The 12,402-nt window shown below is 68.5% G+C and carries 11 protein-coding genes; 3 read left to right on the top strand and 8 right to left on the bottom strand.

Annotated features, from left to right (window positions below; all coding sequences use genetic code 11):
• Positions 1 to 29: 29 nt before the first annotated feature.
• The 3 genes from cysE to V5F78_RS04975 form a co-directional block, all read right to left on the bottom strand.
• Positions 30 to 899: a serine O-acetyltransferase gene (gene cysE / locus V5F78_RS04985; protein WP_394066033.1), complete on the bottom strand. Its 870-nt coding sequence runs from the start codon at positions 897 to 899 to the stop codon at positions 30 to 32.
• Positions 900 to 975: 76 nt separating this feature from the next.
• Entirely contained in the window at positions 976 to 1,728 is a 753-nt protein-coding gene (locus V5F78_RS04980; RefSeq protein WP_394066034.1) for an alpha/beta fold hydrolase, read from the bottom strand.
• Between the two features lie 147 nt (positions 1,729 to 1,875).
• The gene (locus V5F78_RS04975) at positions 1,876 to 3,084 is read right to left on the bottom strand and encodes a hypothetical protein (RefSeq protein ID WP_394066035.1); all 1,209 of its coding nucleotides are present in this window, start codon (positions 3,082 to 3,084) and stop codon (positions 1,876 to 1,878) included.
• A 272-nt stretch (positions 3,085 to 3,356) separates the two neighbouring features.
• Between V5F78_RS04975 and V5F78_RS04970 the strand changes: the two genes are divergently transcribed.
• A complete protein-coding gene (locus V5F78_RS04970; protein ID WP_394066036.1) occupies positions 3,357 to 3,965 on the top strand; it encodes a DUF2239 family protein in 609 nt (202 codons plus the stop codon).
• A 61-nt stretch (positions 3,966 to 4,026) separates the two neighbouring features.
• On the opposite strand, the gene V5F78_RS04965 is transcribed toward V5F78_RS04970, so the two are convergent.
• The 4 genes from V5F78_RS04965 to V5F78_RS04950 all read right to left on the bottom strand — a co-directional run bounded on the left by V5F78_RS04965 (position 4,027) and on the right by V5F78_RS04950 (position 8,277).
• Positions 4,027 to 4,803, bottom strand: coding sequence for a TerC family protein (locus V5F78_RS04965; protein ID WP_394066037.1), 777 nt, complete (start codon positions 4,801 to 4,803; stop codon positions 4,027 to 4,029).
• Between the two features lie 3 nt (positions 4,804 to 4,806).
• Positions 4,807 to 5,031 (bottom strand): hypothetical protein, encoded by a 225-nt coding sequence (locus tag V5F78_RS04960; RefSeq protein WP_394066038.1) that lies wholly within the window; start codon positions 5,029 to 5,031, stop codon positions 4,807 to 4,809.
• Between the two features lie 255 nt (positions 5,032 to 5,286).
• Positions 5,287 to 6,312 (bottom strand): Tim44 domain-containing protein, encoded by a 1,026-nt coding sequence (locus V5F78_RS04955; RefSeq protein WP_394066039.1) that lies wholly within the window; start codon positions 6,310 to 6,312, stop codon positions 5,287 to 5,289.
• A gap of 147 nt (positions 6,313 to 6,459) precedes the next feature.
• On the bottom strand, positions 6,460 to 8,277 hold the full coding sequence (locus V5F78_RS04950; RefSeq protein WP_394066040.1) for an ABC transporter ATP-binding protein: 1,818 nt from the start codon (positions 8,275 to 8,277) through the stop codon (positions 6,460 to 6,462).
• Positions 8,278 to 8,703: 426 nt separating this feature from the next.
• Here V5F78_RS04950 and V5F78_RS04945 point away from each other — a divergent pair, with 426 nt between their 5' ends.
• Entirely contained in the window at positions 8,704 to 8,955 is a 252-nt protein-coding gene (locus V5F78_RS04945) for a zinc-finger domain-containing protein (protein WP_394066041.1), read from the top strand.
• A gap of 6 nt (positions 8,956 to 8,961) precedes the next feature.
• Positions 8,962 to 10,125, top strand: a complete 1,164-nt coding sequence (locus V5F78_RS04940; protein WP_394066042.1) for an FAD-dependent monooxygenase — start codon at positions 8,962 to 8,964, stop codon at positions 10,123 to 10,125.
• Positions 10,126 to 10,490: 365 nt separating this feature from the next.
• Here the strand turns inward: V5F78_RS04940 and treZ are convergent, their stop codons facing one another.
• Positions 10,491 to 12,320 (bottom strand): malto-oligosyltrehalose trehalohydrolase, encoded by a 1,830-nt coding sequence (gene treZ / locus V5F78_RS04935; protein ID WP_394066043.1) that lies wholly within the window; start codon positions 12,318 to 12,320, stop codon positions 10,491 to 10,493.
• Positions 12,321 to 12,402: the final 82 nt, after the last annotated feature.

Here is a 12,402-nt window from a genome sequence, read left to right as displayed (position 1 = left end):
GCGAGATGCGCGTGAAATCTAAGGGCGGCTCAGATGTCCGCGCCGGCGAAGATATTGTCGTCGAACATCTGGTCCATGGCGCGCGAGGGTTCCGCGCAGCCGGCCTCGCCCACCACCTTGGCCGGCACGCCCGCCACCGTGGTCTTGGGCGGCACCGGCTTCAGCACCACCGAGCCTGCGGCGACGCGGGCGCAATGGCCGACCTCGATATTGCCGAGCACCTTGGCGCCCGCTCCCAGCAGCACACCGCGCCGGATCTTGGGATGCCGGTCGCCGGATTCCTTGCCCGTGCCGCCGAGGGTGACGCCCTGGAGGATGGAGACGTCATCCTCGATCACCGCGGTCGCGCCGATCACGATGCCGGTGGCATGGTCGAGGAAGATGCCGCGGCCCACGGGCACCGCCGGGTGGATGTCCACCGAGAACACGGAGGAGGCGCGGCTTTGGAGATAGAGCGCGAAGTCGCGCTGGTCGTGGGTCCACAGCCAATGGGACAGACGGTGCGTCTGGAGCGCGTGGAAGCCCTTGAAATAGAGCACGGGCTCCAGCGCGCGGGTGGTCGCGGGGTCGCGGTCCACCACCGCCATGATGTCGGCGCGCACCGCCTGGGAGATGGTGCGATCCTGCGACACGGCTTCGTGATAGGCGGCGCGAATGGCGGAGCCGGGCAGCTCCGCGTGGTCGAGGCGCGCGGCGATGCGTTCGCCGATCACCGCTTCGAGGCTCCCCTGCCCCAGCACGGCGCCGATCAGGAATCCGGCCAGCAGCGGCTCGCGCTCGGCGGCAAGGTCGGCCTCATTGCGGATGCGCGCCCAGACGGGGTCGACCACGTCCTGAAAGCGTTCCGTATTGATGCGCGCCAACGGCTGGTGCGGCGCCTTGAACAAAGACTGGGGCATTCCTGCCTCCCGGTGGATCACGTTTCGACGCATTTCTAGCACAAGCCGGCCGTCGTTCCGAGCCGGCTCGCGCACATCATCCATGCCGGGCGAAGAAGTCGAGCGCGCCCTGCTTGAACACCTTGTCGCCGACCGCGGGATTGTGATCCCGGCCGGGGATGTCCAGCATCTCGCCCCGGGGCAGCAGGTCCGCCAGTTCCTGCCCGCTGCCGGCGATCAGGTCGCGCGTGCCCACCGCCACCAGCGCCGGCTGGTCGATATCGGCCACCTGCGCGCGCGTCAGGGTCTGCCGCGAGCCGCGAATGCACGCCGCGAGCGCTTTCAAATCCGCCTTGTTGGCATCGGCGAAGGCGCGGAACATGCGGCCGAGGGGGTCGGTCACGTCCGCAAGGCTCGGCGCTTCCAAAGCTGCCGCCACCTCCTGCGGCAGGCCATCGCCCTCCACCAGATGGATGCCGAGCCCGCCCATGATGAGGCTGTTGAGCCGATCGCGCTCGGCGAGAGCAAATTGCGCCGCCACCCGCGCGCCCATGGAATAGCCGATGATGTCGATGCGCGGGATGCCGAGATGGTCGAGAAGGCGCCGCGCGTCCTGCGCCATCAGGCGGGTGTCGTAGAGCGCGGGGTCATACAGCTTGCTGGAGGCGCCATGGCCGCGATGATCGAACGCGATCACCCGATAGCCGGCGCCCATCAGGGTCTTGAACCAGCCGGTATGGACCCAGTTGATCTCCTTGGTGGAGCCGAAGCCGTGGATCAGCAGGATCGGCGGGCCGGAACCCTCGTCCAGATAGGAGATGTCCAGACCGTCGGCGGAAAGGAGGGGCATAAGCGTATCCCGAAGCGATGTTTCGGGCGGACCCTAATTCGCCGCGGGGCTTTGCGGAAGCGAAAGCTGCCCGTGCGCTCGCCGCCTCCGCCCAAGGCCCTGTTCCGCCACGATCTTCTGCCTGTTGAAAGCCGTCTGGCCTCGCGCTCAGACAGCCGAGAGGGAGGCCGCCTCCCGCGCCGCCTGTTCGAAGCGAGCGACGGCTGAGGGTCCGGCGGGCGCCGGGTGGGTCGCGTCGGCGCTCGCGCTCACATCAAGGCGCGGATCGGCCGGCGGCATGGGGGCTGCACACAGGGCGCGGGGCTGCGCCTTGCGCCCGCGCACCCGTTTGCGGCGCCAGATGGGCCGCACCATTTCCACGCAGAAGCGGTTGAAAGAGGCGACGAGGCCGAACAGCCAAAGCGCCGCCACCAGTCCCCACCACACCAGCTTAAGCAGCGCCGAGCCCATCACCAGGGCGCCGCGCCCCAATGTCTTGAGGATCGCAAGCGTCTGCCCACCCTTGGCCTCGGCGAGGCGCGCGAGGCGGGAGAGGTCCTTGCCATTCTCCGCAACGGCAAGACCGGCGACGGCGGCGCGCGAACCGGCTTTCGCCTGCACGGTGCCGAGATCGCCCATGAGACGGGCGAGCGGCTTCAAGCCATCGGCCCGCACCGCGCCTTTCAGGGCGGTGGCATCCAGGCTCGTGCCGGCGCGGCGCAGCGCCGCGAAATCCACGGTTTCGTTCACCGCGCGGGTCAGCAGGCGGGTCATGCCCACCGAGAGGCGGCCGGTGCGCTTGGCGATCTTCACCGCGCTCACCCCGGCCCGCACCGGCAGGCCGGCGCCGAAGGTGGCATAGGTGCCGGCGGTGAGCGCCAGCCCGGCCACCGACAGGCCCAGGATCAACGGATCCACCGCTTCGCCATTGGCATATTTCCAGCCTTCGCGGCTTGCGTCGCGCAGATCGCCCCAGGCGGTGAGATCGCCGGCGGCGGCACCGGCGAAACCCGCCAGATCCTCCGGCGTGCCGGTGAAGAAGCCGTAGCCGAAATGCTTCGCGGACCGCCAGGCCGCCGCGGCGCCATCGTTGGCCGCGAGAACACGGGCGCGCAGGTTCGGATCGACCGCAAGGCCGCGGGCATCGGCAAGTTCGAGATAGGAGGCGGCAAGCTCCCCGTCATCATCCGCCAGCGCGTGCGCGATCGCCTCGTCGGCATCTGCGGCGCTAAAGGATTGGAGCGCGAGATCGGAGAGAAGGGCGGGATTGTCGCGCGCTTGGATCAGGCGTGCACCGCCCTTCGCCAAGGGCGCTGCCCAGGGCAAGAGGCCAGCGAAGGCCGCCAGCAAACCAAACAAGGCCAGGATACGCGCCATCTTCTTCTCCAGTTGAAGAGATAAACGCCATTTGTGGCAAGCCGGTGCCCTGGGACCCGTCGCCAATCCTGGCGTGCCGTCGTCGCGGGAGCATGGTCATGCACGGGCCGGTCCCCGTGCATCCACGCGGCACCGCCGGCACCGGCGCTTCAAGGCCCGCGCTATTCCCCGCACCGCCGAATGCCGATCCGTCGTGGAGTCGATTATTTTTATCCGGATCAAATTGACGAGCCAATTACACCCGGATATAACGGGCGGGAAAGGACTTTCCCATGACAGCCACCGCCCCCGCTTCCCTTCCGCCCCTCCCGTTCTCGGGCCCGTTCATCGCGTTTGCCGGTGCGCGCCGGTTTGCGGAAGGCTCCGCCTCAGAGGTGGCAGCGGCCGTCAAGCGCCTGCAGCTCGAAGACGAGACGCAGGAGGTGCTGACGTTCGATCTGGAGACCGCCCACCCGGTGGACTTCGATCTGCGCGGCACGCCCGAGGACGTGGCGGCGCGCTATGCTGTCCCCCCCGCACCGCCCGAAGCCGAGCCGGCCCGTGGCCCCGGACGGCCCAAGCTCGGGGTCGTCGCACGCGAAGTCACGTTGCTGCCGCGCCATTGGGAATGGCTCGCCGCCCAGCCGGGCGGCGCCTCCGTGGCGCTGCGCAAGCTGGTGGAGGCCGCCCGGCGCGACCAGAGCGCGCCCGCCCGCCGCCGCGCGGCGCAGGACGCCGCCTATCGCTTCATGAGCGCGCTCGCCGGCAATCTCTCCCAGTTCGAGGAGGCGCTGCGGGCTTTCTATGCGGGGGACGCGGCGGGCTTTGCCAAGCTCACCGCCGCGTGGCCGGAAGATATCCGCACCCACGCCCATCGCCTCGCCGCGCCGGCGTTCGAATGAAAGAGAGCGGCCCGCTTCCGACAGGAGGCGGGCCGCTTTGCTTTGGTGCCAATGATGCCGGTCAGTGGGGGCGCGCACCGCCCTCGGCGTGGCCTCCGGCCCCGTTCGACCGCGCCTTCGCGCGCCGGGCCAGCATGTTCAAGGCCTCCACACCGGTGGAGAAAGCCATGGCGGCATAGACATAGCCCTTGGGCACATGGGCGCCGAAGCCGTCGGCGATCAGCGTCATGCCGATCATGATGAGGAAGCCCAGCGCGAGCATGACCACCGTGGGATTGGCCTCGATGAAATGCGCCAGTGGATCGGCCGCGAGCATCATCACGCTCACCGCCACGATCACGGCGATGATCATGATGGGGATATGGTCCGTCATGCCCACCGCCGTAATGATGCTGTCGACCGAGAACACGATGTCCAGCATCAGGATCTGGGCGATAGCGGCAGCAAAGCCGAGGGTCACCTTGCTGGTGCCGAACACGTCGTCATGGGGCGCGGGGTCGACCGTGTGATGGATTTCCTTGGTGGCCTTCCACACCAGGAACAGGCCGCCGGCGATCAGGATCATGTCGCGCCAGGAAAAGGCCTGGCCGAACACCGAGAACACCGGCTCGGTGAGCTGCACGATGATCGCCACCGTCCCCAGCAGCGCAAGGCGCAGCACCAGGGCGAGGCTGATGCCGATCCGCCGGGCCTTGGAGCGGTGCACCTCCGGCAGCTTGTTGGTGAGGATGGAGATGAACACCAGATTGTCGATGCCGAGCACGACCTCCATCGCCACCAGAGTGATGAGGGCCACCCAGGCCGCGGGATCGGCTGCCAATTGCAAAAGATAGTCCATGGATCACTCACCTGCCTTCGACGGATGAAACTTGTGACACGGCGCGCCGCGAACCGCGACGATCCGTGCGAACGGGGGAAGATGGGATTTGCGCGCCGGGGCGCCGGCCCGGACGGACACGGCGCGCGGCAAAGCCGCCCCGAGCCGACGGCGATGCGGATCGCGGCAGGCGGGAGCGGCGGCAAAAATGCGCGCGCGAAAATGCGTCAGAGGGTCGATCCAGGGCATTGGGCCTCTCGCCGGCAAAAATGTCGGAAGAGATCCGACATCACGCACGCATTTTCATGCACGCGCCAGAGGGGCCCGGATCGTGAGACTATAGCTAGGGAGCCGAAGGCCGCTGGGCCAGATCAGGACACGCGCGGCAGGATGTCGCAGCGTCAAGCCCAGCATCGGAAAACGGGGCGGCGGAACGGCACGCATAAAAAAACGGCCGGGAAATCCCGGCCGTTCGTGTTGAATGGGATCGCCGATCGAGGGCGGTCAAACGTCCTGGATCGCCGAGAGCTTCCATTGCCCACCCTTGGGGCGCACGAAGGTCCACACCTCGGTGGTCTCGCTCACGGCATCGGTGCTGCCGGCGGCCAGAGCGCCGGTCGCGCGGTCGCGCATCAGGTCGCGGATCGCATAGCGCATGGCCACGGTCGCATATTCCAGATTGCCCTCGCGCCAGGCTTCGGAGAGGTCGCCCTGCAGCAGCTTCACGTCGCTCACGTCGTTGCGCACGCCGCGGGCCGCATTGTCACGCAGCTCCTCGGAGAACACGGCGAGCACCTCCGGCGTCGTGCGCTCGGCGAGCGCGCCATGATCCTCGCGGGAGAAGGCGGCCTGAATTTCGGACAGCAGACGCTCGAACGCGTCGAGATCCTGCGGGCCGATGCCAAGCTCGTCTTTCACGCGGTTGGCCGGGGCCGGCTCCTGCGGCACCGGGCGCGGAGCCGCGCCGCCGATTCCACCGAGACCGCCGAGCGCGCTGCGCCCATTAGCCGGCCCGGCGGGACGCGACGGACCGCCGAACATGCTGTCGCGCGATAGTGGCCCGGGGAAGGGCGCCCCCGCGCCAGCCGGCCGGGGCTGCTGGCGACGGTTCGCGAAAAAGCGCATGGCGAGGAACACGAGGCCGCCGACCAGGGCCACCTGGAGCAGCAGGCCGAGGAAGCCCGACAGGCCGCCGAGGCCGCCACCGAACAACATGCCCACCAAGCCGCCGATCAGCAATCCACGCATCAGCGCGCCGCCGAACCCGCTGCCGAACATGCCGCCCGGACGCGCCGCAGTGGCCGCGCCGGCGGTGTTCATGCCGGGCTGGGGCTGGGGCGTTATGGACCGCTGGATCGGCGCCGCGCCGGGCGCCGTCTTGGTCGCGGCGGGGGCCTGAAAGGTGCGTGTTCCCCGGCTGCCGAAGCCGCCGCCCTGGCGTGCGTCGGCATGATCCACCATCGTCAATGTCACCGCCGAGGCGAGAGCGAGAACGCCCATCAGGACCGGCATGCGCTTGAAAATCTTCATTTCACCCTCGAAAGGAACCACCCGCAGTCCGCCCCGGCCCCTCCGCTTATCCAGGAGATGACCTAACGGCAGATGGGTGGCATATGGGGATCGATTTGTGGCTTTGTCAGGGGGTGGCACGCGGCCACCCCGTTATTTTTGCATCCCTCAGGCGGCCAGCCCCTTCACGAGGTCCAGCGCCTGGCGCTCGAACAGCCGGCGATAAAGGCCGTTTTCGCGCGCGACGAGCGCGTCGTGGTCGCCCTCCTCCACGATCCGCCCCTTGTCGAACACCAGCAGGCGGTCGAGCGCCCGCACCGTGGACAAACGGTGCGCGATGACGAGCGTGGTGCGCCCTACCATCAGCCGCTCCATCGCCTCCTGGATCAGCGCCTCGGATTCCGAATCGAGGCTGGAGGTGGCCTCGTCCAGGATCAGGATGCGCGCATCGGCGAGGAACGCCCGGGCGATGGCCACCCTCTGACGCTCGCCGCCAGAAAGCTTCACGCCCCGCTCGCCCACCAGCGTGCCATAGCCGCGCGGCAGGCGGTCTATGAAGCCGCTGGCATTGGCCAGCGCCGCCGCCCGCTCGATCTCGGCGCGCGTGGCGTCGGGCCGGCCGTAGGCGATGTTCTCGGCCAGCGAGCGATGGAACAGGATCGGCTCCTGCGCCACCACCGCGATCGAGCGCCGCAGCGAGCCCTGCTGCACGTCGCGCACATCCTGCCCGTCCACCAGCACCCGGCCGCCGGTCACGTCGTGCAGCCGCTGGATCAGCTTCACGAACGTGGTCTTGCCGGAGCCGGAATGACCCACGAGGCCCACCCGCTCGCCGGCGTCGATGGAGAGCGAGAGGTTGTCGTAGAGCGGCTTCTCGTGGCCCTGGTAATGGAAACGCACATTCTCGAAGGCGATGGCGCCCTGGTCCACCCGCGCTGGCACCGCGCCCGCCTTGTCGGCGATGGCGATCGGGGTCTGGTGCAGTTCCACCAGTTCCTCCATCTCGTTCACCGAGCGCTGGAGATTGTGCACATGCATGCCCACCTCGCGCAGATAGCCGTGCACCACAAATTCAGTAGTGAGCACATAGGCGACGTCGCCAGGGCTCGCCTGCCCGTTCCACCACAGCAGCAGCGCGGTGCCGATGATGCCGGTCTGCAAGGCCAGCAGCGCCACCAGCTGCGCGGTGCCGCTCCAGGTGGCGGCCCGCCAGGTGCGGGTGGTGCGGGCGTTCCATTTGGCGAGCACGCCGGCCAGCCGCGCCTCCTCGCGCGCCTCGGTGCCGAAGCCCTTCACAACCGCATTGCAGCTCACCGCATCGGCGAGCGTGCCGCCCACCTTGGTGTCCCAGGCATTGGAGAGCCGCGCCGCCGGCGCCACATAGGCGGTGGAGAGCAGCAGCGTCATGGCCACATAGAGCACCGCTCCCGTGCCCACCAGTAGCCCCATGACCGGCCAATAGAGCCCGAGCACGAGCGCCGAGCCCGCCAGCACCACCAGTGAGGGCAGAAGCGCCATCACGATGGTGTCGTTCAGCAGGTCGAGCGACCACATGCCCCGCGAGATCTTCCGCACGGTCGAGCCGGCGAATGAATTCGCGTGCCAATCGGAAGAGAAGCGCTGCACCCGGGCGAAGGCGTCGGCGGCGATATCGGACATCATGCGCAGGGTCAGCGTGACGATGCCCATGAAGGCGAAATGGCGCACCACCACCGTCACCGCGCCGAGCGCGAGAATGGCGAGGAACGCGTTTAGCGCCACCGCCCGCGCGGCGAGGCGCACCGTCTCGGCACCGCCCTGGGCGGCAGACAGGGCATCCACCAGGCGGCCGACGAAGATCGGCACCAGCACCTCGCCCAGGGTCGCCACCAGCATGCCCACCATGATGGCGGCAAGCAGGGTCGGCCGGCGGCGCCAATGGCCCCAGAGAAACGCGAAGACGGTGCGGAACGTGTCCGCCCGCTTGTGTGAACCGAAAAACGACATGGCAGACTTCCGGTCGCGCCTGTGCGCAGGACCGGCCTCTGGTGGAGACGAGGAACGGACGCGACGCGCCAAAGCGAGCGCAGGTCGCAAATCCGATGGGAGAGGAGTGTGCGCCGGGGGCGCGGAAACGGAGCTAGCGGGCCGTGGTCCGAGCGATCGTTTCGGGAATCGGCGAACGGCGGCCGAGCGCGATAAACTGCTTCATCCTGTGGCCTCCCTGTTCGCGATGGACATATGGCTACGCTAGAGAAGCGGCATAAAAAGGGCAAGGCGCGCCGCTAAAGGGCGGCCAGCGATACCTTTGCGGCAGCGCCGCAATTTGTGTCGCGCCGCCGCACCCGGCGCGCCCCTTTCCCCTTGGAGGGGCCGGGACGAAGCGCTAATGTCGCGCGGATTCAGGCCGGCGATGACGGACAAGGCACAGCCATGGCAGCCCACAGCATTCCCCATTTCTGCAACGATCTCGGCGTAACCGTGGTCGAGGTCGGCGCGAAAGAATTCATGTGCATCGGCGCCCGGCCGCCGTTCGATCATCCCCACATCTTCATCGACATGGGCGATGAGACGGAGGCGGTGTGCTCCTATTGCTCCACCCTCTATCGCTTTAATCCGGCGCTCCACGCCGACGAGGCCAAGCCCGAGGGCTGCGTATGGGAGCAGCGGCCGGTCGCCGCCTGATCGCCCATGACATCCCCTGTCGCGCGCAGCGCCATCATCGTCGGTGCGGGAATCGGCGGGCTGGCTTGCGCCATCGCCCTGCGCCGCGCGGGGTTGTCCGTGCGCGTGCTGGAACAGGCGGAGGCGCTGGAGGAAGTCGGCGCCGGCCTCCAGCTCACGCCCAATGCCACGCGGGTCCTGCGCGATCTGGATCTGTTGCCGGCGCTGGAAGCGGTGGCGATCGCTCCCGACGCGCTGGAAGTGCGCGACGGGCGCAGCGATTCCGTCATCGCCCATTGCCCTTATGACGCCGCCACCGCCCGCTTCGGCGCACCGTTCCTGGTGGTGCATCGTGCCGACCTGCACCGCGTGCTGAGCGAGGCCGCGCGCGCGGCCGGTGCCGAGATCATGCTGGGGACGCGGCTCGAAGGCGTGGAAGCCGACGACAGCCAGGCCTCGGCGGTGGCCAACCGCGCCGGCGACCCGGTGCCGCTCGAAGCCGATTTGCTGGTGGGCGCGGATGGCATCCGCTCGGTGGTGCGGCCGCAGATCGGACTTTCGGCGGTGCCCGTGTTCGCGCAGCGCGTGGCCTATCGGGCCACCGTGCCCGTGGAACAGGGGCGCGCGCCGAACGTGGTGCAATTGTTTCTCGGCGCCGAGGCGCACCTCGTCACCTATCCCGTGCGGTCCGGCCGCGCCATCAATGTGGTGGCGGTGGTGCAGGAATCGCGTCCGGTCACCCGCTGGAGCGAGGAAGGCGACGCGAGCCGCGTGCATGCCGCCTTCGCCGAATGGGCCGAGCCGGTGCGCCGGCTGCTTGCCGCCGCCCCCTCTTTCCAATGCTGGGGCCTGTATGATCTCGATCCCCTGCCCCGCTGGGGCTCGGGGCGGGTGACGCTGCTGGGCGATGCCGCCCATGCCATGCTGCCGTTCCTCGCCCAGGGCGCCGCCCAGGCGATCGAGGACGCCGCCGCGCTCGCCGCCGAGCTGAACCGGGCCTCGAGCGTGACCGCCGCGCTGCGCGCCTATGAGACCGCGCGCCAGCCGCGTACCGCGCGCATCCAGCGCGACGCGCGCACCAACGGCACGGTCTATCATCTCTCCGGCCCGGCCAAATTTGCCCGCGACGCGCTGCTGCGCATCACTGCCGACCGGCTCATCGACCATTACGGCTGGATCTACGGCGCCTAGGGACAATTGACAGTCGGCGGCGTGGTGGAGCGTCGAGGCGCTGACGGCAATTGCACGCCATTGTCTTTCTTCGACCGGTCTTCATGGCCGGGCCTGTCCCGGCCATCCACGCCGAGCCACCGCGCGGGCCTTGAAACGCCGGTCCCAATGGGGCCGCGTGGATGCACGGGACAGGCCCGTGCATGACGATGCTCTTCTGCAATGGCCTCAACCCATAAATACGGTCCGGACGTCATGGCCGGGCCTGTCCCGGCCATCCACACCGAGCCACCCGCGCGGGCCTTGAAACGCCGGTGCTAATGGGGCCGCGTGGATGCACGGGAGACGCCCGTGCAGGACGATGCCCTGCTGCAATGGCCTCGACTTTAAGCGCCGGCCACGCACCAGCGCACGGACCAAGGCGCCGCGCGGCCGTCCTCGAACGTGCCCTCGGTCCAGATCACGGCGCCCGCCGGGGGGCTGAAGCCCTCCTGCGCGGCGGCGGAAAGATTGGCCGCGAGGCAGAGCCGCCGGCCGTCCTCCAGCGTCCACGCCACCTCCACCGCCGCCCGGCCAACCACCCGCGTGGCGGACAGGCGCCCGGTCAACAGAGGCAGAAGCGGCCACACATGCTCGCGCCGCGCGGCGATGACGTGGCGATACCAGTCCAGCCAATCCATGTGCTCGGCCAGGTCGCGGTCGGACCATTCGAGCTTGGAGGCGAGGAAGGTGGATTGCGCGACCGGATCGGGAATGCGCTCGCGCATGTCGGGATCTCGAAAGGCGGGAAAGCGGGCAAATTCCGCCCGGCGCCCGGCGCGCACCGCCTCGGCCAGATCTCCATCGAAGCCGCAAAAGAACAGGAACGGCTGCGGGGCCGCCCATTCCTCGCCCATGAACAACATGGGAATCTGCGGACCGAGGAGATAGAGCGCCGCCGCCGCCCGCACCGCTTCACGCGGCGCCAGGGCGGTGATGCGCTCGCCGAAGGCACGGTTGCCGATCTGGTCGTGGTTTTGCAGGAAGGCGACGAAGGCGATGGAGGCGAGGTGCGCGCTCGGTTCGCCCCGCTCGGAGCCGCGATAGGGCATGTGTTCCCCCTGGAACACGAAGCCTTCCGCCAGGGCCCGGCCGAGCTTTTCGGTGTCACCCGCATAATCGGCGTAATAGCCTTCCGCCTCCCCCGTGATGGCGGCATGCACGGCATGGTGCACGTCGTCGTTCCATTGGGCGGTGAAGCGGGTCGAGGGGTCGCCTTCCAGAAGGTGCGCCTCGTTGGCCTCGTTCTCGACGATGAGATGCACATGCCGGCCCTGGCAGGCGGCGCGCACGCGCCGTTCCAGCTCATTGAGGAAGCGGTCGGCGCTGTCGTCCAAAATGGCGTGCACGGCATCCAGCCGCAGCCCGTCCATATGAAATTCCTCAAGCCAATACAGGGCATTGTGGATCATGAAATCGCGCACGACCGCGCTGTTTGGTCCGTCGAAATTCAGCCCGGCGCCCCAGGGCGTCTGGTGGCGATCGGTGAAGAAGCAGGGGGCATAGGCGTGCAGGTAATTCCCGTCCGGCCCGAAATGATTATAGACCACGTCGAGGATCACCATGAGCCCGCGGGCGTGGGCGGCATCCACGAAGGCGCGCAGGTCCTCGGGCCGGCCGTAGGAACTGTCCGGCGCGTAGAAGAGCACGCCGTCATAGCCCCAGTTCCGGCCTCCGGGAAAATCCGCCACCGGCATGATCTCGACCGCGGTGATCCCGAGTTCCACCAGATCGTCGAGCCGTTCGGTCGCGGCGCGAAACGTGCCCTCGGAGGTGAAGGCCCCGATGTGCAGTTCGTAAATGATCGCCTCATGCCAGGGGCGGCCGTGCCAATCCGTATCGCGCCAGACGTAGCGGGCGGGGTCGATCACCTCGCTCGGGCCGTGGGCATCCTCCGGCTGGTGGCGTGAGGCCGGGTCCGGCACCATCAGCCCGTCTTCCAGCTGGAAGCGATAGCGCGTTCCCGCGCCGGCCGCCGGAGTCACGCATTGGTGCCAGCCGTCGGGGGTGCGATGCATCGGTGAGGCGCGGGCTTCATCGAGCACCAGCATCACCCGCTGCTGCGCCGGCGCAAACAGGCGGAACCGCACCGCACCCGTCTCGATCTGCGCGCCGAACGGCATGGCATGGCCGCGCGGGGCATCCGAAGCGACGTCTGGGGGAACGAAACTGTTCATGCTGGCGATACCCGGACGGTTCGGGAGGTGTCGCGGGCCCGTGCGCCCGCCTCCTCTATTCAACCTTCGCCGCACGGCGAAG

The organism is Roseixanthobacter glucoisosaccharinicivorans, from assembly GCF_043195095.2.
Lineage (GTDB): Bacteria > Pseudomonadota > Alphaproteobacteria > Rhizobiales > Xanthobacteraceae > NCEH01.
The sequence above is the reverse complement of the archived record's forward strand: the minus strand, read 5'-3'. Positions and strand labels throughout refer to the sequence as shown.

What these genes read in the sequence shown, in the direction of transcription:
- cysE (WP_394066033.1), bottom strand. Translation starts at nt 899, where the DNA reads ATGCCCCAGTCTTTGTTCAAGGCGCCGCACCAGCCGTTGGCGCGCATC.
- V5F78_RS04980 (WP_394066034.1), bottom strand. Translation starts at nt 1,728, where the DNA reads ATGCCCCTCCTTTCCGCCGACGGTCTGGACATCTCCTATCTGGACGAG.
- V5F78_RS04975 (WP_394066035.1), bottom strand. Translation starts at nt 3,084, where the DNA reads ATGGCGCGTATCCTGGCCTTGTTTGGTTTGCTGGCGGCCTTCGCTGGC.
- V5F78_RS04970 (WP_394066036.1), top strand. Translation starts at nt 3,357, where the DNA reads ATGACAGCCACCGCCCCCGCTTCCCTTCCGCCCCTCCCGTTCTCGGGC.
- V5F78_RS04965 (WP_394066037.1), bottom strand. Translation starts at nt 4,803, where the DNA reads ATGGACTATCTTTTGCAATTGGCAGCCGATCCCGCGGCCTGGGTGGCC.
- V5F78_RS04960 (WP_394066038.1), bottom strand. Translation starts at nt 5,031, where the DNA reads ATGCCCTGGATCGACCCTCTGACGCATTTTCGCGCGCGCATTTTTGCC.
- V5F78_RS04955 (WP_394066039.1), bottom strand. Translation starts at nt 6,312, where the DNA reads ATGAAGATTTTCAAGCGCATGCCGGTCCTGATGGGCGTTCTCGCTCTC.
- V5F78_RS04950 (WP_394066040.1), bottom strand. Translation starts at nt 8,277, where the DNA reads ATGTCGTTTTTCGGTTCACACAAGCGGGCGGACACGTTCCGCACCGTC.
- V5F78_RS04945 (WP_394066041.1), top strand. Translation starts at nt 8,704, where the DNA reads ATGGCAGCCCACAGCATTCCCCATTTCTGCAACGATCTCGGCGTAACC.
- V5F78_RS04940 (WP_394066042.1), top strand. Translation starts at nt 8,962, where the DNA reads ATGACATCCCCTGTCGCGCGCAGCGCCATCATCGTCGGTGCGGGAATC.
- treZ (WP_394066043.1), bottom strand. Translation starts at nt 12,320, where the DNA reads ATGAACAGTTTCGTTCCCCCAGACGTCGCTTCGGATGCCCCGCGCGGC.